Annotated in this window: 21 protein-coding genes and 1 riboswitch; of the genes, 19 read left to right on the top strand and 2 right to left on the bottom strand. The window is 68.2% G+C overall.

All coding sequences use genetic code 11. The annotated features are described in order from the left end of the window. Positions 1-195 precede the first annotated feature (195 nt). From dut to RCH21_RS10565, 4 genes are all read left to right on the top strand, one after another. On the top strand, positions 196-696 hold the full coding sequence (dut, locus tag RCH21_RS10580) for a dUTP diphosphatase (protein WP_326964338.1): 501 nt from the start codon (positions 196-198) through the stop codon (positions 694-696). Positions 697-778: 82 nt separating this feature from the next. Then, positions 779-1,693 (top strand): DUF3710 domain-containing protein, encoded by a 915-nt coding sequence (locus RCH21_RS10575; RefSeq protein ID WP_326964337.1) that lies wholly within the window; start codon positions 779-781, stop codon positions 1,691-1,693. A gap of 5 nt (positions 1,694-1,698) precedes the next feature. Beyond that, positions 1,699-2,079, top strand: a complete 381-nt coding sequence (locus tag RCH21_RS10570; RefSeq protein WP_326964336.1) for a hypothetical protein — start codon at positions 1,699-1,701, stop codon at positions 2,077-2,079. A 33-nt stretch (positions 2,080-2,112) separates the two neighbouring features. Next, on the top strand, positions 2,113-3,009 hold the full coding sequence (locus tag RCH21_RS10565) for a DUF3159 domain-containing protein (protein WP_326964335.1): 897 nt from the start codon (positions 2,113-2,115) through the stop codon (positions 3,007-3,009). Here the strand turns inward: RCH21_RS10565 and RCH21_RS10560 are convergent. Continuing rightward, positions 3,006-3,683, bottom strand: a complete 678-nt coding sequence (locus tag RCH21_RS10560; RefSeq protein ID WP_120149162.1) for a potassium channel family protein — start codon at positions 3,681-3,683, stop codon at positions 3,006-3,008. The two genes, RCH21_RS10565 and RCH21_RS10560, sit on opposite strands and share 4 nt — an antisense overlap. Then, complete coding sequence (locus tag RCH21_RS10555; protein ID WP_120149287.1) at positions 3,680-4,354, bottom strand: potassium channel family protein; 675 nt, start codon at positions 4,352-4,354, stop codon at positions 3,680-3,682. The genes RCH21_RS10560 and RCH21_RS10555 overlap by 4 nt, the downstream gene beginning before the upstream one ends. A gap of 92 nt (positions 4,355-4,446) precedes the next feature. Here RCH21_RS10555 and RCH21_RS10550 point away from each other — a divergent pair, with 92 nt between their 5' ends. The 15 genes from RCH21_RS10550 to RCH21_RS10480 all read left to right on the top strand — a co-directional run bounded on the left by RCH21_RS10550 (position 4,447) and on the right by RCH21_RS10480 (position 24,000). After that, on the top strand, positions 4,447-6,423 hold the full coding sequence (locus RCH21_RS10550; RefSeq protein ID WP_326964334.1) for an APC family permease: 1,977 nt from the start codon (positions 4,447-4,449) through the stop codon (positions 6,421-6,423). A gap of 9 nt (positions 6,424-6,432) precedes the next feature. Beyond that, positions 6,433-7,788: a class I SAM-dependent RNA methyltransferase gene (locus RCH21_RS10545; protein WP_326964333.1), complete on the top strand. Its 1,356-nt coding sequence runs from the start codon at positions 6,433-6,435 to the stop codon at positions 7,786-7,788. A gap of 127 nt (positions 7,789-7,915) precedes the next feature. Next, a complete protein-coding gene (gene dxs / locus RCH21_RS10540) occupies positions 7,916-9,889 on the top strand; it encodes a 1-deoxy-D-xylulose-5-phosphate synthase (RefSeq protein ID WP_120149160.1) in 1,974 nt (657 codons plus the stop codon). A 454-nt stretch (positions 9,890-10,343) separates the two neighbouring features. Continuing rightward, positions 10,344-13,727 (top strand): Rne/Rng family ribonuclease, encoded by a 3,384-nt coding sequence (locus tag RCH21_RS10535; RefSeq protein ID WP_326964332.1) that lies wholly within the window; start codon positions 10,344-10,346, stop codon positions 13,725-13,727. Positions 13,728-13,857: 130 nt separating this feature from the next. Continuing rightward, positions 13,858-13,971, top strand: a riboswitch (TPP riboswitch). Then, positions 13,963-15,552, top strand: a complete 1,590-nt coding sequence (thiD, locus tag RCH21_RS10530) for a bifunctional hydroxymethylpyrimidine kinase/phosphomethylpyrimidine kinase (protein WP_326964331.1) — start codon at positions 13,963-13,965, stop codon at positions 15,550-15,552. (Overlaps the previous riboswitch by 9 nt.) Before the next feature lie 219 nt (positions 15,553-15,771). Next, entirely contained in the window at positions 15,772-16,080 is a 309-nt protein-coding gene (gene rplU / locus RCH21_RS10525; protein ID WP_120149157.1) for a 50S ribosomal protein L21, read from the top strand. A 57-nt stretch (positions 16,081-16,137) separates the two neighbouring features. Then, positions 16,138-16,398, top strand: coding sequence for a 50S ribosomal protein L27 (gene rpmA / locus RCH21_RS10520; protein ID WP_028280075.1), 261 nt, complete (start codon positions 16,138-16,140; stop codon positions 16,396-16,398). Between the two features lie 118 nt (positions 16,399-16,516). Continuing rightward, the gene (gene obgE / locus RCH21_RS10515; protein ID WP_120149156.1) at positions 16,517-18,112 is read left to right on the top strand and encodes a GTPase ObgE; all 1,596 of its coding nucleotides are present in this window, start codon (positions 16,517-16,519) and stop codon (positions 18,110-18,112) included. Continuing rightward, positions 18,109-19,239 (top strand): glutamate 5-kinase, encoded by a 1,131-nt coding sequence (proB, locus tag RCH21_RS10510; protein WP_120149155.1) that lies wholly within the window; start codon positions 18,109-18,111, stop codon positions 19,237-19,239. Before obgE ends, proB begins: the two co-directional genes overlap by 4 nt. 71 nt (positions 19,240-19,310) lie before the next feature. Continuing rightward, entirely contained in the window at positions 19,311-20,633 is a 1,323-nt protein-coding gene (locus tag RCH21_RS10505) for a glutamate-5-semialdehyde dehydrogenase (RefSeq protein ID WP_326964330.1), read from the top strand. 109 nt (positions 20,634-20,742) lie between these two features. Further along, positions 20,743-20,979 carry a hypothetical protein gene (locus RCH21_RS10500; protein ID WP_120149153.1) on the top strand — a complete coding sequence of 79 codons (237 nt, stop codon included), beginning with the start codon at positions 20,743-20,745 and terminating at the stop codon, positions 20,977-20,979. Positions 20,980-21,072: 93 nt separating this feature from the next. Further along, positions 21,073-21,735 carry a nicotinate-nucleotide adenylyltransferase gene (gene nadD, locus RCH21_RS10495; RefSeq protein WP_120149285.1) on the top strand — a complete coding sequence of 221 codons (663 nt, stop codon included), beginning with the start codon at positions 21,073-21,075 and terminating at the stop codon, positions 21,733-21,735. Positions 21,736-21,742: 7 nt separating this feature from the next. Continuing rightward, positions 21,743-22,885 (top strand): hypothetical protein, encoded by a 1,143-nt coding sequence (locus RCH21_RS10490; protein ID WP_326964329.1) that lies wholly within the window; start codon positions 21,743-21,745, stop codon positions 22,883-22,885. A 27-nt stretch (positions 22,886-22,912) separates the two neighbouring features. Further along, on the top strand, positions 22,913-23,323 hold the full coding sequence (gene rsfS / locus RCH21_RS10485) for a ribosome silencing factor (protein WP_120149151.1): 411 nt from the start codon (positions 22,913-22,915) through the stop codon (positions 23,321-23,323). Then, entirely contained in the window at positions 23,320-24,000 is a 681-nt protein-coding gene (locus RCH21_RS10480; RefSeq protein ID WP_326964328.1) for a histidine phosphatase family protein, read from the top strand. The genes rsfS and RCH21_RS10480 overlap by 4 nt, the downstream gene beginning before the upstream one ends. Positions 24,001-24,051 lie beyond the last annotated feature (51 nt).

Here is a 24,051-nt window from a genome sequence, read left to right as displayed (position 1 = left end):
GGTGAGGCGCCGGGAGGACGTGCGGCGGGGGAGATGCAGAGGAGCGGCGGAGGCGCAGCATGGCGAGCGTGGCGGCGTCGCTGCTGCGCCGTGAGCTGTCAGGTAGGGCCCCGGCAAAGGCGCTAAAGTGGGGGGCTGGTAACCGGATAGCCTGCGTCGGCAGATGCGGTCATAGGTACATCAAGGGGTACGTCGATGAGTGCACAACCGGACCTCCCGGTCCAGATCTTGATGCTCGACGACGGTCTCGAGCCTCCCTCCTACGCGACGGACGGTGACGCGGGCGCCGACCTGCGGACAGCGGTCGACGTGGTGCTGGAGCCCGGTGAGCGCGTGCTCGTCCCGACGGGCGTGGCGATCGCCCTGCCGTCCGGATATGCGGGACTGGTCCACCCCCGATCCGGCCTCGCCGTACGGCACGGCGTCACGATCGTCAACGCACCAGGAACCATCGACGCCGGGTATCGGGGTGAGATCAAGGTCTGCCTCCTCAACACGGACCGGAGTGAGACCGTGAGCTTCGTCCGGGGGGATCGGATCGCCCAGCTGGTCATCCAGCGCGTGGAGCACGCCGTCTTCGACGTCGTGGATGAGCTGCCCGTGAGCGTGCGGGGCACCGGCGGATTCGGCTCGACCGGAGGCTTCGGGAGCCTGGACTCCCCCCCCGCCGTCGTCGGCATTCCTGCAGGCGGCTGATCCACCGTGCCACGCGCGTGGCACGGACGCAGCACCCCCACAATTCAGGCAAGAGACCACGTCATCAGGAAAGGGACCCGGAATGGCTTTTGGGCGCCTCAGGAAGAAGAAGCAGGACGACGCCAGCGACGCGTCGGTGAAGCAGGAGACGGAAACCGAGCTGGAGACGGAAACCGGACCGGAGACGGAGCAGGCGCCGGAGACCGGCCCGGGGCCGGAGCAGGCGCCGGGCCAGGATGCGGTTGCGCCTGTCGACGGTGGACAGGCAGTGGGGACCCAGGACGCAGGAGGAGCCCCGGCCGCGACCGACGGCGTCGCGAGCGCTGGAGCGGCGCCGGTCGTTCCAGCCGGACACGTCTCGAGTGCAGAGTACGACCGCACGACCCTCGGGCCGTTCGACGTATCGGAGCAGGACACCGAGAACGGCTACATCGACCTCGGCGCCCTCAGGATCAATGCCGCGGAGGGTCTGCAGTTGCGCCTCGAGGTCGAGGAGCGCAGCAAGCGCGTCATCGCGGTGACACTGGACCTCGGCGGCTCCACGCTTCAGTTGCAGGCCTTCGCAGCTCCCAGGACCGAGGGGCTCTGGGACGAGATCCGGGAGCAGATCGGTGCCTCGGTGGGGTCGCAGGGTGGAACGGTCGAGGAGCGTCCCGGCCGGCTCGGCACCGAGCTCCTGGCCAAGTTGCCGGCCGAGCTGCCGGACGGTCAACCAGGCTTCCGGGTCGCGCGGTTCGTAGGTATTAACGGTCCCCGGTGGTTCCTCCGCGGCGTATTCGGTGGACCCGCGGCGCTCGAGCAGAACGCCGGAGCGGCCATCGAGAGTCTGTTCCGCAGCGTGGTCGTGGTGCGCGGCGACCACCCCCTGCCACCGCGCGAGCTCCTGCCGCTGAAGCTGCCGAAGGACGCGGCAGCCGGACCGCCGGCGGCCCCCGAGCCCCAGCGCCCGGACCTCAACCCCCTCGAGCGCGGGCCCGAGATCACCGAGACCCGTTAGCGCCCGTGCCCTCCCGGCAGGATGAACCCGGCTCGGTCGGCCCATACGACCCAGCGGCCCGGTCCGTACCGGGGAAGGCACCCGTCCGATCCGCCGACCCGGCGGCCGCCGCGCTGCCGACGCGCGGCAGGATCAAGGCACACGGGATCATCGACAGGATGACGATCGCGCCGGTGACGGCGTCGCCGTCGTTCAGGGCCCTCGCCCGCATCGACTGGAACGGCACTCACGAGAGTGTGCTCCTCATCTGGATGGGGCAGCGCCGGGTACCGGGCATCGAGGCAGGGGTCGGGCTACGGTTCGAGGGAATGCTGAGCCGGGTCGATGGCACGCCCACGGTGTACAACCCCCGCTACGAGATCATCGGCCGCCCCGAGGATTACTGAGGATTACTGAGGAGTACGAATGAGTGTCCGCACATGAGCCGCCCCGAGAATCAGCCCCTCCCCGCCTCCGAGGCCCCGGGCGGAGAAACGACGAGCCCGCCGGCGGCCGCGTCCGGGAACGAGCCCGCGCCTTCTTCGGCCGCCGATCCAGGACCCTCTTACCCCACGGGTGCAGCCGCGGATCCGGCGTCGGCGCGCGGAGCGGAGCCGGGCAAGGGACAGCAGGCAGGACCCACTGCAGCGGACTTCGCCACGCAGTACGCTGCGAAGTCGGGGGTACGGCGTGCCGACGACGGGCAGATCGACGTCCTGTCCTCGATCGGTGGAATGCAGGGCCTCGCGGAGAGTATCGTGCCCGGCCTCGTCTTCACCCTGCTCTTCACCTTCACGATGGACCTCACCGTGTCGCTCATCGCCGCGCTCGCGGCCTCCGCGGTCTTCACCGTCATCCGCCTCATCACGAAGACACCGGTCACGCAGGCGCTTGCCGGGCTCGTCGGCGTGGCGTTCTGTGCATTCGTGGCACTACGGACGGGCAATGCCGAGGACTTCTTCCTCCCGGGCTTCTTCATCAACGGTGGGTACATCGTAGCGATGGCGGCGTCGGTGATCTTCCGGTGGCCCTTTGCCGGACTCCTCTTCGGCTTCATCCGCAATGAGGGCATCGAGTGGCGCAAGGACCCGGTGCGTGTTCGCGCCTACTCGATCGCCACATGGATCATCGTCTCGGTCCTGGCCCTGCGCCTGGTGGTGCAGGTGCCGCTCTACCTGGCTGAGAACATCGCAGCCCTGGGCTCCACCCGCGTCGCCATGGGCCTGCCCCTCTACGCCCTCGGTCTGTGGCTCGCATGGATCGTGTCCCGTCCGCGGCCGGCGACGGCAGCCCCCGGTGCGGCGCACGACGCCGGTACCGGGCCGCAGGGGGTCTAGGCCTCGTCCCCGTCGCTCCGCGCGGACAGGGCCACCCTCAGTTCGTCCTCGGCGGCGATCGCCGCGAGGAAGAACATCTCGTCGCCGCCCTCGACCACGTCGTCAGGGCTCGGTGTGACGGGGGAGTCGTCCCGCAGGATCGCCACGACGGCACAGTCCTCGGGCAGGTGGATCGAGCCGATCATGCTGCCGACCAGGGGTGAGTCCTGCGGCACCGTGAACTCGACGATGGAGGACGCCCCGGTCTGGAGGGTCAGCAGTCGCACGAGGTCGCCGACCTCCACGGCCTCCTCGACGAGCGCCGTCATGAGGCGCGGAGTGTTCACGGCCACGTCGACGCCCCAGGAGTCGTCGAACATCCAGTCGTTCTTGGGATTGTTGACGCGTCCCACCGTGCGCCCGACGCCGAACTCGCTCTTGGCCAGGAGCGAGACCACGAGGTTCACCTTGTCGTCGCCGGTTGCGGACACGACGACGTCGGCCTCGTCCAGCCGGGCGTCCTTGAGCGTTGTCAGCTCGCACGCGTCACCGATGAGCCACTTGGCGCCCTTGAGCCCACTGCGGCCGATCACCTCGGGCTTCTCGTCGATGAGCAGGATCTCGTGCTTGTTGCCGAGCAGTTCGCGGGCAATGGAGGAGCCGACACTTCCTGCTCCTGCGATGACCACCCTCATGATCCGTCCTCCTTCGGTGCGGCGGCGAGGACGCGTCCAATCTCGTCCGTCGCCGTCGTGCTCATCATGGCGTGCAGGATATCGCCCTGCTGGTAGCTCGTCTCGGAGGTCGGCAGGGTGCCCTCGCCGAAGCGCGTGATGTAGGCGATCCGCACACCGCTCGCCGCTTCGATACTTCTCAGCGACCTGCCGAGCCACGCGTCGCTCAGCACGAGTTCCGCCAGGATCAGCCGACCGGAGGTCTCCCGGAAGTCGCCGTTGATGGTCTGTTCCGGGAGGATCCGCCGAAGTACCTGATCCGCGCTCCAACGGACCGCCGCCACCGTGGGGATGCCGAGGCGCTGGTAGATCTCGGCGCGTCCCGGATCGTAGATGCGGGCGACGACGTGGGGGACATGGAAGGTCTCGCGGGCCACGCGGGTGGCGAGGATGTTCGAGTTGTCCCCGCTCGAGACGGCGGCGAAGGCGTAGGCATTGCCGATCTCCGCGTACTTGAGGGTGTCCCGGTCGAAGCCGACACCGGTGACCTTGCGTCCGCCGAACGAGGAGCGCAGTCGCCGGAACGCACGGTCGTCCTGGTCGATGATCGCCACCGAGTGTCCGGATTCGTCGAGCGTGTGCGCGAGGCTGACACCCACCCTGCCGCATCCCATGATCACAAAATGAGCCACCGAGGGCACCCCTGATTCTTGGTGTAGATCCTGCCGTACCAGCACCCAGCCTAGTGGCTGCCCGGGGGCGCGGACGCGCTAGTCTGTGGGCTGTGCTGACTTTTCTCGAGGCCGTCAAACGGATACTGGTGGGCAAGCCGTTCGCCAGCGACAGGCTCAGGAACAGGAGCCTTCCCAAGCGCTTCGCCATGCCCGTCTTCTCCGCGAGCGCCCTCTCGTCGGTCGCCTACGCTCCGGATGAGATCCTGCTGACGCTCGCGCTCGCCGGCGTCGCATCCGTGGCCATCTCACCCTGGGTGGGCCTGGCCGTGATCGCCGTCCTGCTCGTCGTCGTGGCCTCCTACCGCCAGGCCGTGCACGCCTACCCCTCGGGTGGGGGCGATTACGAGATCGCCAAGAAGAACATCGGCCCCCGCGCCGGCGCCACGGTGGCGTCGGCGCTCATGATCGACTACCTGCTCACGGTGGCGGTCTCCGTCTCTGCTGCCGCACAGTACGTCGTCTCGCTCGCCCCGGCGATCGAGGGGGCGCGCGTTACCCTCGCCGTCGTCGGTGTCGCCGTCCTCGTGCTGCTGAACCTGCGCGGCATCACGCGCGGAGTGCGGGCACGGGCGGTCCTCACCTATGCATTCCTCGCAGGAATCGGCGCACTGTGCCTGACCGGCATCATCCAGGCGTTCACCGGCACCCTGGCCCAGGCGCCGAGCGCCCGGTTCGAGATCGTGCCGGACCCGGCACTCGACGCCGGACTCGTCGGGCTGGCCGGTGCACTCCTGATCCTCCGCGCCTTCTCGGCGGGCGCCGCGGCACTGACCGGTCTCGAGGGACCGGGCTCCAACGTCCCCCGCTTCGAGGCACCCCAGAGCCGCAACGCCGCGAAGACGCTCCTCATCCTCGGGGTGATCTCCTCGGCGATGCTCGCGGGCGTCATCTACCTCGCCAACGCCACACGGGTGCACGTGGTCCAGAATCCGGCGGCGCAGCTGCTCCTGGACGGTCGGCCCGTGCCGGAGGACTACATCCAGGCGCCCGTGGTCAGCCAGCTCGCGCGCACCGTCTTCGACGCCGGTTCGCCCGCCTTCTACCTGGTCGTCGCCGCGACCGCACTCATCCTGATGCTCGCCGGTCACGCCGCCTTTAGTGGCTTCCCCGTCCTCGCATCGATCCTCGCCACGGACGGCTACCTGCCGCGTCAGCTCCGGACCAGGGGTGACCGGCTGACTTTCAGCAACGGCATCCTGGCGCTCGGGCTCGGCGCCGTCGTCCTCATCCTGGTGTTCCGGGCGGATGTCACCGCCCTGGTGCAGCTGTACATCGTCGGTGTCTTCGTCTCCTTCACGGGCGGCCAGCTCGGACTGATCCGCCACTGGAACAGGATCCTCCGCAGCACCGTCGGGAAACAGGACCGCTGGGCGATCCACAAGTCACGGGCCATCAATACACTGGGATTCGGTCTCACCGCCGCGGTCCTCGTCGTCGTCCTCGTCACCAAGTTCGAGCACGGGGCGTGGATCGCGGTGCTCGCGATGGCGATCCTGTTCAACGTCATGCGCAGGATCAAGAAGCACTACGACACCGTCGCCGCGGAGCTCGCGATCGACGACGCCGTCCGGCTGAGGGCCCTCCCCTCGCGGGTCCACGCCGTGATCCTCGTCTCACACCTCCGCAAGCCGGTGCTGAGGGCGCTTGCCTTTGCGCGCGCCTCACGGCCGTCTCGCCTTGACGCCATCACCGTCGACGTCGATCCCGAGCAGACACGCCGGACCCTCGCCGACTGGGAGAAATACGAGATTCCCGTGCCCATCACCGTCCTCGCCTCGCCCTACCGCGACACCATCACGCCGATCCTCGACTACATCCGGACCATGCGCAGGGACTCGCCCCGCGATCTGATCGTGGTCTACATCCCCGAGTACGTGGTGGGAAAGTGGTGGGAGCAATTGGTGCACAACCAGACCGCACTCCGCATCAAGGCGCGCCTGCACTTCGTTCCGGGCGTGATGGTCGCCAGTGTGCCGTGGCAGCTCGCATCCTCCGATGCGGCGCAGATCTACCAGGACCTGAAGTAGGAAGACATCATGACCGACGCCGTACCAGCCACCGCCCCGTCCACCCCGGGAAGCGAGCAGGATACTTCCACCACGGCGGAACTGACGATCGAGCGGCCCGCGCACGGAGGCCACTTCGTCGCGCGTCACGAGGGTCGGGTGGTCTTCGTGCGGCACGCCCTGCCGGGCGAGCGGGTCCGTGTGCGCTTCAGCGATACCGCCGCCGACGCCAGTTTCTGGCGAGCCGACGTCGTCGAGGTGCTCGAGGCGTCACCGCACCGGGTGGAGCATCCCTGGCCCGTCGCGAACGCCATCCGGGCTGCGGCTAGGAACCGTTCCGCCGTCGGCGGCGCTGAATTCGGCCATATCGCGCTGGAGGAGCAGAGGCGCCTGAAGGCCGCGATCTTCGAGGAACAACTCACGCGCCTGGCGAAGACCGACAGGACGGTGCTGGTGGAGCCCGCTCCGGGGGAGTCCGAGGACGGGCTCGGCTGGCGAAGCCGCGCGGCCTTCGCCGTCGATGCCGCCGGTCGCCTCGCGATGCACCTGCACCGCTCGCACGAGGTCCTCCCGGTTCGCGAGATGCCGCTGGCTGTCCCCGCGATCAACGCGCTACGGCTGTGGACACTCGACCTCAGTGGTGTCGAGCGCGTCGATGTCGCCGTCCCGTCCGGCGGGGGAGAGCCGCTCGTCCTGCTCGTTCCCGCATCGGGAACAACACCGCGGCGAGTCGCCGCGGTGGCCTCCTCGATCGACGGCGCGTCGGTGGGCGTCCTGGGTCCGGAATCGGGGCAGGTGCAGCGGCTGAAGGGCCGTACCTGGCTCCAGGAGAACGTACTCGGCATCGACTACCGCGTCACCGGGGCGGGCTTCTGGCAGATCCACCGCGCCGCGCCGGAAGCCCTTGTGTCGGCCGTGCTCGACGGGCTCCAGCCCGCAGCCGGGGAGCGGTTCGCGGACCTGTATGCAGGCGCCGGTCTCTTCACCGTGCCGCTGGCCCGCGCCGTCGGACCGGACGGTGCCGTCCTGTCCGTGGAGGGCTCGGCGGGCGCCAGTCGTGATGCACGCCGCAACCTGCACGGCCAGGACCACGTGTCCATCGTCCAGGGACGGGTGGACGCAGTACTCGGAGGCTGGAACGAGCCGCTGGACGTCGTCCTGCTCGATCCGCCACGCGCCGGGGCGGGAAAGAAGGTCGTCCGGCAGATCGTTGCTGCCCGGCCCAGGGCCGTGGGGTACGTGTCCTGCGATCCCGCGTCCTTCGCTCGCGACCTCGGATACTTCTTCGCTGCCGGGTGGACCCTCGACACGCTGCGCGTGTTCGATCTCTACCCCCATACGCACCACATGGAGTCCTTCGCACGCCTCCTGCCGCCCGCGGCCTGACGCCCCGGGGAGAATCAAGCGCTGCGGCCTGGTGCCGTCGATGGCACCCTGCAGGAAGCCCGAACGTTAGAGTTAAGGTCAATCGAGGGCGACCTGCCGCCACGCCGAACGAACCAAGGAGGCGCCGATGGGACTTCTGGAAACAATCCACGGCCCACAGGACCTGAGCAAGCTGAGCAACCTGCAACTGACGGCTCTCGCGAGGGAGATCCGTAGTTTCCTGGTCAGCACCGTCTCGAGGACCGGCGGCCACCTCGGCCCCAACCTCGGGGTGGTGGAGCTGACGCTCGGTATCCACCGCGTCTTCGACTCACCGCGCGACAGCATCATCTTCGACACGGGGCATCAGTCCTACGTGCACAAGCTGGTGACCGGACGCCAGGACTTCAGCACCCTCCGCCAGCAGGGCGGTCTCTCCGGGTACCCCTCCCGCGCAGAGTCCGTTCACGACGTCGTCGAGAGCTCCCACGCCTCGTCCTCGCTCTCGTGGGCGGACGGAATCTCCCGCGCCCGTGTCCTGAGCGGCGAGGGCGACCGCTACACCGTCGTCCTCGTCGGAGACGGAGCGCTGACCGGCGGCATGGCCTGGGAAGCGCTGAACAACATCGCCGCGGACAAGCGCCGCCGCGTCGTGATCGTGGTCAATGACAACGGCCGCTCGTACGCGCCGACCATCGGCGGCGTCGCCGACTATCTCGCCTCACTTCGTCCCACGCTCGACTCCGTCCGCACGCACCGCGTCTACGAGCGCACGCTGGACTGGGTCAAGCTGCGCATGCAGAACGGTGGCACCGTCGGCGAATTCAGCTACAAGAGCCTCCACGCGATGAAGAAGGGCATCAAGGACTGGTGGGCCCCGCAGGGACTCTTCGAGGACCTCGGGATGAAGTACGTAGGCCCGGTCGACGGCCATGACCAGTCCGCCGTCGAACAGGCACTGCACCTTGCCAAGAACTACGAGGGCCCGGTGATCGTCCACGCCATCACGGAGAAGGGGCACGGCTACGCGCCGGCACGCGCCCACGAGGCGGACCAGTTCCATGCTGTCGGCATCATCGATCCGGAGACCGGTGAGCCCATCGACGCCGCCGGCCACCAGTCCTGGACGTCGGTCTTCGCGAACGAGATCGCCGACATCGCCGATGAGCGCCCCGACATCGTCGGCATCACCGGCGCAATGCTCATCCCGGTCGGCCTGCACCGCTTCGCGGCCCGCCATCCCGACCGCGTCTTCGACGTCGGCATCGCGGAGCAGCACGCCCTGACGAGTGCCGCCGGCATGGCCTTCGGCGGCCTCCATCCGGTCATCGCCCTGTACGCGACCTTCCTGAACCGTGCCTTCGACCAGCTCCTGATGGATGTCGCCCTGCACAAGGCCGGCGTGACAGTGGTCCTCGACCGGTCGGGCGTCACGGGACCGGACGGCGCGAGCCACCACGGCATGTGGGACCTCGCCCTGCTGCAGGCTGTGCCCGGCCTCCACCTCGCTGCGCCGCGTGACGCGTCCAGGCTGCGCGAGGAACTGCGCGAAGCCGTCGCCATTTCGGACGCACCGAGCGTGGTCCGCTATTCCAAGGGTTCTGTCGGTGCGGAAGTGGAAGCTGTCGAGAGGCTCGGCGACGGCGTCGACGTCCTCTCCCGGAGGCCCGCCGGCTCCCGCCACAACGACGTCCTGATCATCAGCGTGGGAGCGATGAGTGAACTCGCCCTCGACGTATCGAACAGGCTCGGCGCGCAGGGCATCAGCTCCACCGTCATCGATCCGCGCTGGCTCCTGCCGGTCCGTCGCTCCGTGATCGACATCGCCGCCGAGCACCGCATCGTGATCGTGATCGAGGACGGTGTCCGGGCCGGCGGTGTCGGTTCACGCATCCGCCAGGAGATGCGGTCCGCGGGGGTCGACACCGCGCTCAACGAGGTCGGACTGCCGGTCGAGTTCCTCGACCACGGGTCCCGCAGCCAGGTGCTCGAGCGGGTCGGCCTGACCGCGCAGAAAATCACCCACGACGTCGTCGCTCAGGTCCTGGGCACGAAGGTGCCGGTCGCCCGCCCGCTGGCCGATGAAACGGCGCCGGTCACGGGACAGCTGCCGAAGCACTGACGGTCCCGGCCGTCCCAGCCATCGCAAGCGGCTTTCGCCGGTCGCTTCCGATGTAACGTGGAACGAACCCGACGCCGAGCGGGTCCAGGCCGCGCCGCAGGCCCTTCCAAGGGGTGGTGTGAGACAATGACGAAGGCTGGCAGGGGAACCACATTCCCACGCCGGTCCAGTGACAGGCTTCCGTTCCGCGAGCGATGCTTCTGCCCTACCGAGTCCGCCCCGTCGGCGGAAGTAGGCGGAATCCGCTGGAGGAACCCACCGTCCGCAAGGGCGGCTGAGGTGGAAAAGCGCCACTGGTCTCCGAGTGATTCCGCACCCCCTTGACGGTGTGACCTCGGACGACATGACAACGACTTCCGGTCAGCCGCCGGGCGAAGGGCCCGCGGCCGGCCGACATACCGCCCTGGCGGGCGCTGGAATGTGGCCGGTGCCGCAGGGGTTTGGAGCGAGACCCATGGATCAGTCAGAACAGCAGGGAAACGAACAGAACGTCGCGGAAGCAGCCGCTCCCACCCAGGAACCCCAGGTGGCTGCCGCACCGGCGAAGGCGCCGAGGAAGCGCCGCACGGCGAGCGCGCCGGCGGGAGCACCACCGAAAGCGCCGGAACCAACCGCTGATAGCGACGCTGCTGCTGCACCCGTCCGGAAGAGGGCCACGCGCGCCCGCAAGCCCGTCGTCGTGACGGACGAGACCGCCCCAGCTACAGCCGGCACCACCGATGCGGTATCCGATGATGCACAGGCGGTTGTAGAACCGGGCACCGGATCCACGGCGGAAGCCGCCGAAGCCACCACCGGCGCAGCAGCAGAGCAGTCCACGACGGCACCCGCCGCCGTCCGCGCTCCCCGCACACGCCGGCGTGCTGCTTCGGCCGAGGCCGGGCCGGCCCGCGTCGTCGAGCCCACTCCGGTCGCGGCCGACGAGGTTCCCGTCGATTCCACCCCCGTCGCGAGCTCGACCACGGCGACGGACGCCCCGGCCGGCAGCGCCGATGCGTCCGCTGCGGCCGAGGAGAAGCCCGCTCGCGCACGCAGGACATCGACCCGGAGCCGAACCCGCCGGGCGTCCGAGCCCGTCGAGACCGCGGGTGCCGAATCCCAGGATTCAGCCGGCACAGCAGGTCCCGATCCCGCTGCGGCATCAACCGACCCCGGCGCACCCTCGTCGACGCCTGCCGCCGTGACGGCTCCGGCCGCGGACGCAGCTGACAAGGCCGCCGAGGAGCCCGCCGGAGAGGCCACGGACGAATCCGCGGAAGATTCTGCCGCAAACCGCTTCGACCCCTTCGCGATTCCTGAATCACCGCTGTCGCTGCTGTTCCAGGCTCCCGATCTCAGTACCGTCACCGTCCCGTCCGTGAGGGTCGCCGCACCGCAGGACGAGGCGACGGAAGAAGGGGAGACCGAGGATTCGGGTCCCCGTTCGCGCCGCAGCCGCCGCACGCGGAACCGTACCCGCGGCGAGGCCGGCCAGTCGGTCCAGGGCCAGTCGAACTCGAACCAGTCCGGCGACGCCGCGGCGTCCGGGGCGGACGACGCCGACGAGGGCTCGGGTACGAACGGCCCCGAGGATGCCGCAGGCGTGACGTCGCGCCGTCGGCGCCGCCGCCGCCGAGGCGACCAGGACCTCGAGCTGACCGGTGGCGAGGACGACGATCCACCCAACACGGTCACGCGTGTTCGGGCTCCCCGTCAGGCCAACGAGCCCGCCTCCGACGGCGTGACCAGCGTGCGCGGGTCCACGCGCCTCGAGGCGAAGAAGCAGCGCCGCCGCGAATCCCGGGACACGGGCCGGCGTCGGCAGGTCATCACCGAGGCCGAGTTCCTCGCGCGCCGCGAATCAGTGGACCGCCAGATGATCGTCCGCCAGAGCGACGACAGGATCCAGATCGGCGTGCTCGAGGACGGTATCCTCGCGGAGCATTTCGTCTCGAGGACACAGCAGGACTCCCTGATCGGGAACGTGTACGTCGGTAAGGTGCAGAACGTGCTCCCCAGCATGGAAGCGGCCTTCGTCGACATCGGACGCGGCCGCAACGCGGTCCTCTACGCCGGTGAGGTCAACTGGGACGCCGCGGGCCTCGACGGGCAGCCGCGTCGCATCGAGCTCGCGCTGAAGTCCGGTGATCCGGTCCTCGTGCAGGTCACCAAGGATCCCGTGGGACACAAGGGTGCCCGCCTGACCAGCCAGATCTCCCTGCCCGGGCGCTACCTCGTGTACGTCCCCGGCGGTTCCATGACGGGCATCTCCCGCAAGCTGCCCGACGTCGAGCGCAACCGCCTCAAGCGCATCCTCAAGGACCGCCTGCCCGAGAACGCCGGCGTGATCGTCCGCACCGCGGCGGAGGGCGCGAGCGAGGAGGAGCTGACGCACGACATCAACCGCCTTCGCGCTCAGTGGGAGGAGATCGAACGGAAGGCCGGCTCGACCAAGACGCTGGCCCCCGAACTGCTCTACGGCGAGCCCGACCTCACCATCAAGGTGGTCCGGGATGTCTTCAACGAAGACTTCTCCAAGCTCGTCGTCTCGGGTGAGGACGCCTGGGACACCATCGAGGCCTACGTCATGTACGTGGCGCCCGATCTCGTGGGCAGGCTCGAGAAGTGGACCAGTGAGGAGGACATCTTCACGGCGTCGCGCATCGACGAGCAGATCTCCAAGGCCCTCGAACGCAAGGTCTTCCTGCCGTCGGGCGGTTCCCTCGTCATCGACCGGACCGAGGCCATGACCGTGGTCGACGTCAACACCGGCAAGTTCACCGGCAGCGGCGGAAACCTCGAGGAGACCGTCACCAAGAACAACCTCGAGGCAGCAGAGGAGGTCGTCCGCCAACTCCGACTCCGCGACATCGGTGGCATCATCGTGATCGACTTCATCGACATGGTGCTGGAAGCGAACCGCGACCTCGTCCTGCGTCGCCTGGTCGAATGCCTCGGACGGGACAGGACCAAGCACCAGGTTGCCGAGGTGACCTCGCTGGGCCTCGTCCAGATGACGCGGAAGCGCATGGGCACCGGCCTGCTGGAGGTCTTCGGCGAGGACTGCGAGCACTGTGCCGGCCGTGGCGTCGTCACCCACATGGAGCCCGTGGAATTCCGCGGTTCCCCTCCCATGCCGGACAACCAGCAGCAGTCCCGCCAGGACAAGCTCTCGCGCAGCGAGCGCAAGCGGAACCGCGGCCGGGGTGGCCAGGAGCAGGACGACGTCGTGACCCCGCCTCCCGCCCCCGTGGCGGACAGCCCTGACCGCGTCGCGAAGGCGGAGGCTGCGCGTGCGGCCCTGGCGAGCATCGCGGCAGCGACCCATCATGCCCACGAGGAGCCGGCAGATCATGCGGTAGCCCAGGCGGACATCCAGGTGACGGAAGCCGTGCTGACCATCAACGGTGAGACGGTCACGCTGCCCCGGGCGGAGAACCGCCGCCAGGCCGTGCAGGAGGAGGCGGAGGCACCGTCGTCGACCCGCCTGACGCTCGACAGCCTCAGCGAGGCATTCAATCGGGTGTCGGTCCCTGAATCCGGCTCCCATCCCGAGGATGCTGTCCAGCACCCCGCCGAGTCCGCAGGCACGGGGAATTCGAGGCCGGCGCAGGCCTCGGTGCAGAACGTGCCCGCGGCAGGACCGGTCGAGCCTCCGGTTCGCCGTCCGCGCCGTCGTGTCGCCCGCAGCGCACAGGGCGCGGCGGACACCGCCATCGAGACGCAGGGCACCGACAACGCCGCCGAACCGTCGGGCACGCGGCACGTGTCACGTGCCCAGGCGCCCGCCCGTACGCCCGACGCCTCAGCGGCCGAGCCCCTGATCTTCGGCGTCGGAGTACCGGCCTCGGAGCTGTAGGGCTGCAGCCGTCGCACCGGCAGGTCCGGACACGACGGTCGGGAGGGCCGGAGTCCACCAGGGCTCCGGCCCTCCCGCGCGTGCGGCGCCCGTGCGCGGCCTCCACCCCGAGGGCGGCTGGGCTATGCTGGCCCGTGACACGGGGTGCCCTGCCGGATGCAGGGCTGAGATCAAACCCGTCGAACCTGATCTAGTGGGCGCGCTGCGCCTCAGGCCTAGCGGAGGGATGTCACACATGGAAGCTGCCCGAACATCGAGGAGCGCAGGCTCCAGGATCCCCAACATCCTCAGCATCGCCGGATCGGACCCCAGCGGTGGGGCGGGTATCCAGGCGGATATCAAGAGCATCAGTGCCAACGGCGGCTATGCGTTGGCGGTCGTGACGGCCCTGACTGCCCAGAACACGCTCGGCGTCACGGGCGTGCACACGCCGCCCGTCGAGTTCCTGCGCCGGCAACTCGACGCCGTCTCCGACGACGTCGCGCTCGACGCCGTGAAGATCGGAATGCTCGGTAGCGCTGACGTCGCCCGCTGCGTCGCCCAGTGGCTCGACGACGTGCTCCCGGCCGTCGTCGTGCTCGATCCGGTGATGGTTGCCACCAGCGGCGCCCGACTGCTCGACGACGACGCGGTGCGGGCCGTCGTCGACCTGGCCGCCCGCGCGTCCCTCGTCACCCCCAACATCGCGGAGCTCGCCGTCCTCGTGGGTGCCGAGCCGGCGGCCTCCTGGCCCGAGGCCCTGCACCAGGGTGAGGTGCTGGCCGCGCTCCTCGGGACGCGCGTCCTCGTGAAGGGCGGGCACCTTCCCGGCGAACGCTGCCCCGACGCCCTCATCCCTGGTCCACAGGGGCCGGGTGAACCAGAGCAGACGGTCGTCGTCGACGGCCGGCGGGTGGATACCGAGAATGCACACGGGACGGGATGCTCGCTCTCGTCCGCCATCGCCACGCGCTATGCGGTCACGGCCGACTGGCCGGAGGCCGTGCGTGAGGCGAAGTTCTGGCTCGAAGGTGCGCTCGAGTCCTCGTGTTCCCTGGATGTGGGACGTGGCAGCGGCCCGGTCCACCACTTCCACTCGATGCCCGAGCCCCGCCATCACCAGCTCTTCACCGACCTCGCGTGGCGCGATACCGCAGCGATCCGCAGGGACGTCCTCGGGCTTCCCTTTGTTGCCGGGCTGACCGACGGCAGCCTGCGGCCTGCCGACTTCGCCTACTATCTGCAGCAGGACGCCCTGTACCTCCGGGAGTACTCCGGCGTCCTCGCCCGGACAGCGGCCCTTGCGCCCGCTGACGACGAGCGGCTGTTCTGGCTCCGGGCCGCGACGTCGTGCCTGGAGACCGAGGCGGAGCTGCACCGGACGTGGCTCACGAGGGAGGCCGGGACGCGTTTCGGCGAGGGTTCGGCGGATCCGGTCACGCGCGCGTACTGCGACCACCTCATGGCAACGGCCGCCCGGGGCTCCTATGCGGAGCTCGTGGCCGCGGTCCTTCCCTGCTTCTGGCTCTACGCCGTGGTGGGGGACTACGTGCAGGAACAGGTGCGGGACGAAGGGGTGGAGCGTGGTCCCGACGGTGTCCATCCCTACGCACAGTGGATCGCCACCTACGCGGACCCTGGATTCGCCGAGGCGACCGCGCAGGCGAAGCGTGTCGCCGACCGCGCACACAGATGCGCTTCGCCCACCGAACGGGCCGCGATGCTGAGGGCGTTCCACTGGTCCTCCGTCTACGAGCGGGACTTCTTCGACGCAGCCCGGTCCTCTCGGATGCGGGCCGGGTCGCTCCGCGCCGCGGATTTGCGGGAAGGCGCCGTCCTGCCGTAATCTGGATCTTCGGTGCATCCGCCTGTTAACCGGCATGTCCGGCGGCAACCATATGGGGTTTCCCCTGAAGGATGTCCACCGGACACGAGCAGCCCCAGGGTTGCGGTGTTCTGGTCGCACAGAGCGGGTCCGGCACCATGAGCCTTCAACGGCTCGCCGCCGAGACGCACCCGAGTTTTTTCATCAGAAGTCAGATCGTCGAGAGAAGTGAGTTCCCAAGTGGTGTACGCGATTGTCCGCGCAGGCGGCCGCCAAGAAAAGGTTTCTGTAGGAGACCTAGTTACCCTTGACCGCGTCACCGGTAAGGCAGGAAGCACGTTCAAGCTTCCCGCCCTCCTTCTGGTTGACGGCGCCAAGATCACCTCCGCAGCGGAGGACCTCGAGAAGGTCGCCGTCACTGCCGAGATCATCGAGAATCTTCGTGGACCGAAGATTGTCATCCAGAAGTTCAAGAACAAGACCGGCTACAAGAAGCGCCAGGGTCACCGTTCGGAACTGACCCGCGTCAAAATCACAGGCATCGCGTAGTCCCTTTGGACTCACGATCGGTCACGTACGAAACTTCAGCGAAGGCAGGCATAACTCATGGCACATAAGAAGGGCGCAAGCTCCACTCGTAACGGCCGCGATTCGAACGCACAGTACCTCGGCGTCAAGCGCTTCGGTGGCCAGGTCGTCAAGGCCGGCGAGATCATCGTCCGCCAGCGCGGCACCCACTTCCACCCGGGCGCCAATGTCGGCCGCGGCGGCGACGACACCCTGTTCGCACTCGAGGCAGGTGCCGTTGAATTCGGTACCCGTCGCGGTCGCAAGGTCGTCAACATCGTAGGCGCGGCAGCAGAGTAGTTCTGCCTGCGCAACAGTGCACCAAGCATTCGGGTGGGGTGAGTCTCTACGGCTCGCCCCACCTTCTTTTAAGCCGGCCAGACCCGGCACAGTGAAGCATTTGTAGAAGGAGACCAACGTGGCGAGCTTCGTTGACCGCGTAGTCCTGCACGTATCCGGAGGCACTGGTGGCCACGGCTGCGTCTCCGTCCATCGCGAGAAGTTCAAGCCCCTCGGCGGGCCCGACGGCGGTAACGGCGGCGACGGCGGCGATGTCATCCTTCGCGTCGACCACCAGACGACGACGCTCCTCGACTTCCACCACGCGCCCCACCGGCATGCCACGAACGGCGGCAACGGGATGGGTGACTGGCGCGGCGGCAAGAGTGGCGAGACCCTGATCCTGTCCGTCCCGGACGGCACCGTCGTCAAGACCAAGGACGGCGAGGTCCTGGCCGACCTCGTTGGCGAGGGCACCGAATTCGTGGCCGCCGCCGGCGGCCAGGGAGGGCTCGGCAATGCTGCGCTGTCCTCCGCGAAGCGCAAGGCTCCCGGCTTCGCCCTCCTCGGCATTCCCGGGGACGAGCGCGACGTCGTCCTGGAACTCAAGTCCATCGCGGACATCGCCCTCGTCGGGTTCCCGTCTGCAGGCAAGTCCAGCCTCATCGCTGCCATGTCAGCGGCGCGGCCGAAGATCGCCGACTACCCCTTCACCACGCTCGTGCCCAACCTCGGCGTCGTCGAGGCCGGGTCCACCCGCTTCACCATTGCCGACGTCCCGGGCCTCATCGAAGGCGCCAGCGAGGGTAAGGGTCTCGGGCACCACTTCCTGCGCCACGTCGAGCGCTGCGCGGCCCTCGTGCACGTCCTCGACTGTGCAGCGCTGGAGGCGGACCGCGACCCGCTGAACGACCTGGCCATTATCGAGCGCGAGCTCGAGAAGTATGCCGTGGACATGAGCTTCGCGGGACCGGACGGCGACGTCATCCCGCTCAACGAGCGGCCCCGCCTGATCGCACTGAACAAGGTGGACGTCCCCGACGGCAAGGACATGGCAGGCTTCGTCCGTCCCGAGCTCGAGTCCCGCGGCTACCGCGTGTTCGAGGTGTCGGCGTCCAGCCACGAGGGCCTCCGTCAACTCGGATTCGCCATGGCGGAGATCGTCGAGGATGCCCGCAGGGCGGTAGCGACGGCACCGCCCGTGGTAGCGCCCCCCGTGCTGCGTCCGCGCGGCGTCAACGCTGCCTCCTTCCGCATCCGCAACGAGGAGAAGGACGCACTGCCGCTCTACCGCGTACTCGGCGAGAAGCCCGAGCGCTGGGTCAAGCAGACCGACTTCACCAATGACGAGGCCGTGGGCTACCTCGCCGACCGCCTCGCCAAGCTCGGTGTCGAGGAGCAGCTGTTCAAGTCGGGCGCGAAACCCGGCGACACCGTGGTGATCGGCGAGGGCGACGGCGTCGTCTTCGACTGGGAGCCCACGATGATGGGCGGCGCCGAGCTGCTGGCAGGTCCACGCGGCAGCGACCTGCGCCTCGCAGAGTACATCCGGCCGACTCGCGAGCAGAAGCGTGAGGAGTACCAGGAGCGCAAGGACGCCAAGGCTGCTGCCCGGGCGGACCTCGAAGCGGACCGCAAGGCCGGTGTCTGGACCGAGTCGGTGCAGGACCGCAAGAAGCACGTGTCGGCAGGTTCGCCGGGTGACGCCGAAGATCAAGAGTCAAGGAATCAATGACCGCAGCTGAAACCCTGACGAACCGCTCGGGCCTGGCAACGGCCAGGCGCATAGTCGTCAAAGTGGGATCGTCCTCCCTGACGTCGGTGTCCGGCGGTATCTCCGAGGAGGCACTGACACGACTGTCCACCGTGCTCGCCCATCGGAGGAACGCCGGAACCGAGATCATCCTGGTTTCCTCCGGCGCGATCGCTGCCGGACTGGCGCCGCTCGGCCTGCTGCGGCGGCCGACCCAGCTCTCCTCGCAGCAGGCGGCCGCGAGCGTGGGTCAGGGACTCCTCATGGCTCGCTACACGGAGGCTTTCGGTGCCCACGGTGTGACGGTGAGCCAGGTGCTGCTGACGGTCGAAGACCTCATCCGCCGCACCCACTATGCCAACGCCCACCGTGCCATGGAGCGCCTCCTGAATTTCGGCGTCGTGCCCATCGTCAACGAGAACGACACAGTGGCAAGCCACGAGATCCGGTTCGGCGACAACGACCGCCTCGCCGCCCTCGTCGCGCACCTCGTGAAGGCCGACGCCCTGATCCTGCTCTCCGACGTCGACGCACTGTACGACGGACCGCCCAAGGATGGTGCGCTACGGATTCCCGAGGTGAGATCGCCGGCGGACCTCGAGGACGTCACCATCGGCAGCCCGGGCAAGGCCGGTGTAGGCACAGGCGGCATGGCCACGAAGGTCGAAGCCGCGACCATCGCCGCGAGCTCGGGGATCCCGGCGCTCGTCACGTCGACGGCCAACGCGGCAGCAGCCCTGGCGGGCGACGATGTCGGAACCTGGTTCAGCTCGACCGGCAGGCGGCAACCCATCCGGCTGCTCTGGCTCGCTCATCTAGCTCGGATCCACGGGAGCCTCGTCCTCGACGACGGCGCCGCCCGGGCCGTGGGTGAAGGTGGCCGGTCGCTCCTGCCAGCCGGGATCGATCGGATCTCCGGAACGTTCGAGGCGGGTGACCCCGTGGAGATGGTGGACCGCACCGGGCGCGTGGTGGCCCGCGGACTCGTGAACTACAGCTCGGTCGAACTTCCCCGCATGCTGGGGCGGTCCACCGGCGACATCGCCCGGGAGTTCGGCTCGGAATACGAACGCTCCATCGTCCACGTCAATGATCTGGTGGTCCTCTAGCAATCGTCAGCTGCACTCTCACATGCCGGACAACAGTGGGGTGCGTCGCGGTAGCTCGCTAAACTCGCAGGATGACTGATTTAGTGACAGGGGATGCCCCGGACACCGATGCCGCAGCCGCAGCCGCCAGAGCCAGTGACCTCACGGCTGCAATTCACGACATCACCGACCGATCCCGGTCGGCCGCCCGGGTGATCGGCCGGGCGAACCGCTCCCGCAAGGACCGCGTGCTCCAGGCCGTCGCCGTCGCCCTGGTCCAGCGGCAGGCTGCCATCCTCGAGGCGAATGCCCGTGATATAGCCGCAGGACGCGCCAACAACACCTCCGCCTACATTTTGGACCGCCTCACGCTTACTCCCGAGCGGATGCAGGGCCTGGCCACGGCGCTCGAAGAGCTGGCGGCGTTGCCTGATCCGGTCGGCTCGGCGGTGCGTGCCCAGACGCTTCCCAACGGAATCCGCATGCGTCAGATCCGGGTACCGCTGGGAGTTGTGGCAGCTATCTACGAGGCGCGTCCCAACGTGACGATCGATATCGCCGGCCTCGCAGTCAAGAGCGGCAACGCCGTGATCCTCCGGGGCGGCAATGCCGCAAACCACACCAATGCCGCCCTGATCGGGATCCTCCGTGACACCCTCATCGAGCACGGCTTCCCGGCAGACGTGGTGCAGACCATCGACCCGTTCGGCAGAAGGGGTGCCACAGCTCTCATGAAAGCCCGGGGTCGGGTGGACGTGCTGATTCCACGCGGCGGGCGGGACCTCATCCAGACAGTGGTCAGTCACGCGACAGTACCGGTCATCGAGACGGGGGAGGGGAACGTCCACATCTTCCTCGACGAATCGGCTGACGAGGACATGGCCGTCGACATCCTGCTCAATGCGAAGACCCAGCGGCCGAGCGTCTGCAACACGGTGGAAACCCTGCTCATCCACAGTGGTGCCAAAGCCGCTCCGGAGGTGTTGCGAGCCCTTTCGGAGGCTGGAGTGCACCTTCACGTCGACAAGCGGACCGCTCAGCTGCTGCCGAAGGGAGCTTCCATGCAGCTAGCCACCGACGACGACTGGGGCGAGGAGTACATGGCGCTGGATCTCGCGGTGGCAACGGTGGATTCCGTGGACGAGGCGCTCGCACACATCCGGCGCTGGAGCACGGGCCACAGCGAAGCGATCATCACCAACAACCTGCGGAACGCGGAAGCCTTCGTTGCCGGGGTCGACTCGGCCGCGGTCCTCGTGAACGCCTCGACCCGCTTCGTCGACGGCGGGGAGCTGGGCCTCGGAGCCGAAGTCGGCATCTCCACCCAGAAAATGCACGCCCGCGGACCCATGGGGCTTACTGAACTCACCACCACGAAGTGGATCCTGAACGGTGACGGGCAGATCCGCCGCTGACGGCTCCTGCCCCTCCGGGGAACCCGCTGCCCCTGTACGCGTACCATTGGGGTAACGCCCACGCCGGCCGGACTGGTCCGGCCGGATCCGACCTGATTGAGGACACACGATGCTCTACTCCCTCGGCAGCGCACTGCTGGCGACCGAAGCCCTGGAACAGCACACCGAACTGCCGATGCCCGCCATCGCATACGGGCTGATCGCCATGGGCATCCTCCTCACCCTCATGCTCGTCACGGTCTCCTTCTCGAACGTCCGCAACCGCCACGAGGCCGTCGAGGAACACCTCGACCCCCACAAGCAGCACGCCAACAACCACGATCACGGCGAAGCGAACCGGCACTAGCCGTACAGGTCAAAAGTGGACAGCATCGAGCGGGACGTCATGGGTGGTCCGCGGCAACGGCATCGTGACGGTTCGCCCTGGCGCCTCGGAGTCATGGGCGGCACCTTCGACCCCATCCATCATGGCCACCTCGTGGCGGCCAGCGAGGTCGCCTCGGTGTTCGACTTGGACGAAGTGGTGTTCGTCCCGACCGGGCAGCCGTGGCAGAAGGCGGATAAGGACGTCACGGCCGCCGAGCACCGCTACCTCATGACGGTGATCGCGACGGCGTCGAACCCCAGCTTCACCGTCAGCCGCGTCGACATCGATCGGCCGGGACCCACCTTCACCATCGACACACTGCGCGACCTCAAGGTGGAGCGGCCCGAAGCGCAGCTCTTCTTCATCACCGGTGCTGACGCCATGTCCCAGATCCTGACATGGAAGAACGCCGAGGAGCTGTGGTCCCTCGCCCACTTCATCGGAGTGACACGGCCGGGCCACGAGCTCAACGGCCGCGGACGGGATGTCAGCTTGCTGGAGGTGCCGGCCATGGCGATCTCGAGCACGGACTGCCGACGACGGGTCGGGGAGGACAAACCCGTCTGGTATCTCGTGCCCGACGGAGTGGTGCAGTACATCGCGAAGCACCGGCTCTACCGGCGAAGAACCGACCTCGAGGGCGAACTGTCCCTGGGGATGAACAACGAGGAAGTCTTTCCAGCGAAAGGAAAGCACGGGGGTAACCCCAGCTCCGTACAACAACCAACTGGGTGAATCAGCGATGAGCAAGACGACAGACGCCACACGGGTCTCCGGGTCCCACGAGGCGGACCGAACGGACGCCGGGGTCTCGGACTTGGCCGGTAACGGCGGTTCGGGACCTGTCGACGGCGAATCGGACGGTCCGGCAACAGGGCCGGTAGTCCGGCGGAGCAGGCGCGCAGCGGAGGCCCCTGTCGACGCCGTGCCCGAGCCGGATCACGAGCGCCAGTCACAGGCACGGGCCCGCGACCGCGAGGCGCTGAGGGCGTACCGCGCCCTCGCCGAGAGCAAGGCCGTTCGGATCGACGACGGAGCCCGTGTCGAGACGCCTACGCGACGCCAGTTGAGGCTCCAGCAAGTCCAGGGGCGCGCGATCGCTCCCGGGACGCTGTCCGAAGCCTTCGTCGATGGTTCATCACGTGATCCGCTTCCCGGAGGTCGCAGGGACCGGCGGCACCGGACTGCGCCTACTCCGACCGTGGTGGATCCGTCGTCGGGCGGGCCGGGCCGAGCGGACCCCAACGCCGGTGATCTCCGCGGTGCTGTCGATGTCACGAGCATCGAGGAAGCAGTCGCTGCCCGGCAATTACTCGTCGATGATGCTCGGAAGCTCGCCGTGCGGATGCAGAGCGAGGGGAACGACGATCCTTTCGTGGTCGACCCCGACGTGCTGGCGCAGCAGAAGGCGCTTGCCGAGCGCGCTGCCATCCTCAACTCCCGCGCGCGCAGGATGCAGGAGCTGTCGGAGCAGAACCAGCAGCGCATACCGGCGACGAATGACCCGGCGGCGGCCCACAACCTGTCGATCATCGCTCCGCCGGAGTTCATCCGGGCGCCGGGCGGCGCGCAGGCCGTCCTGCGGGCACCGACCACCTCGCACATCCCTGTGGTGATCCCGAGGCCCAGGCAGGTGGTGGCGGGGACGAAAACGCCGTCGGACCAGAGCGGCAATGGTTCCGACCTGCTCGTCCAGGCGCAGCCGTCTGCGGAGGCAGCGCCCATCGGGGCGAGCAGCGCGTTCGGCCTCGAGCCGCTCGATGCGATGACGGCTGGGCTCGGAAGAATGCGCCGACTGCGCTATATCCAGTACTCGTTGGTCGGTGTGGGCGCAGCCGCGCTCCTAACTGGGATAATAATGACTGTCAGCTCCCTCAATGGGTGAAAATGCTGACCACACACAAGGAGATCAGTGAGCGCTACCGAACAGTCCATTGGCATTGCCCGCACCGCGGCGCACGCCGCAGTGGACAAGATCGCCCAGGACATCGTCGCCATCGACGTCAGTGAAAGACTGGCCATCACGGATATCTTCGTGATCGCGTCGGCTCCCAGCGAGCGCCAGGTCAACGCCATCGTCGACGGCATCGAGGAGGAATTGTCCAAGCAGGGGCTGAAGCCCGTACGTCGTGAGGGCCGGAGCGAGGGTCGTTGGGTGCTCCTCGACTACGTCGAGGTCGTCGTCCACGTGCAGCACGAGGAGGACCGCGTGTTCTACGCCCTCGACCGACTGTGGAAGGACTGCCCTTCCGTCGACCTCCAGCTCGAAGGCGCACTGCAGAGCTCCCCGCAGGTCGCGGCGTCAGACGTCGTTCCGGGGTGACGCGATACGCGCACGCTGATCCGGCGGCCCGCCGGATCATCTTCTGGCGGCATGGACGCACCGAGTGGAATCATGCGGGACTGTTCCAGGGCCAGGAGGACATCGACCTCGATGACACCGGTCGTGACCAGGCCGCGCGGGCGGCCGAAATCCTCATGGCGCGCGGTCCGTCGTCGATCATCTCCTCCGATCTGCGGCGCGCAGCAGATACCGCTACAGCCCTCGCGGAACGTACCGGTTTGCCGGTGTCCTACGACAAGCGCCTGCGCGAGACGGATGCCGGGCAGTGGCAGGGGCTGTCGTTCGCCGCGATCGACGAGCAGTTCCCTGACGACAACGCCGCGTGGCGCGGTGGGGACCCGGACGTGCGCGCCGGAGGTGCGGAGAACCGGATCGAGGTAGGGGAGCGCATGTTGGCAGCGGTGACCGACGCCGTCGCACGGATCGCTCCTGCCGAGACCCTGGTCGTCGTCAGCCACGGCGGATCGATCAGGGCCGCCCTGGCCGCGTTGATGGGACTGCCACCGGCGCGTTGGGGCGCCCTGGCCGGACTGTCGAACTGCCACTGGTCCGAGGTCCACGAGGTTGTCGGACGGAGCGACGCACTCTTCTCCTGGCAGCTGACCGAGCACAACGTGGGACTGGGTTCGCTGCCCGCTGAGCCCCTGGAAGGCTGACCCTGCGATTTGGCGAAGCCGCCAGAATTTACTACACTAATCAAGTTGCTT

The sequence above is a fragment of the Arthrobacter sp. PL16 genome (assembly GCF_035985055.1).
GTDB classification, from domain to species: domain Bacteria; phylum Actinomycetota; class Actinomycetes; order Actinomycetales; family Micrococcaceae; genus Arthrobacter_D; species Arthrobacter_D cheniae.
This window is presented reverse-complemented; position numbering and strand designations above follow the sequence as displayed.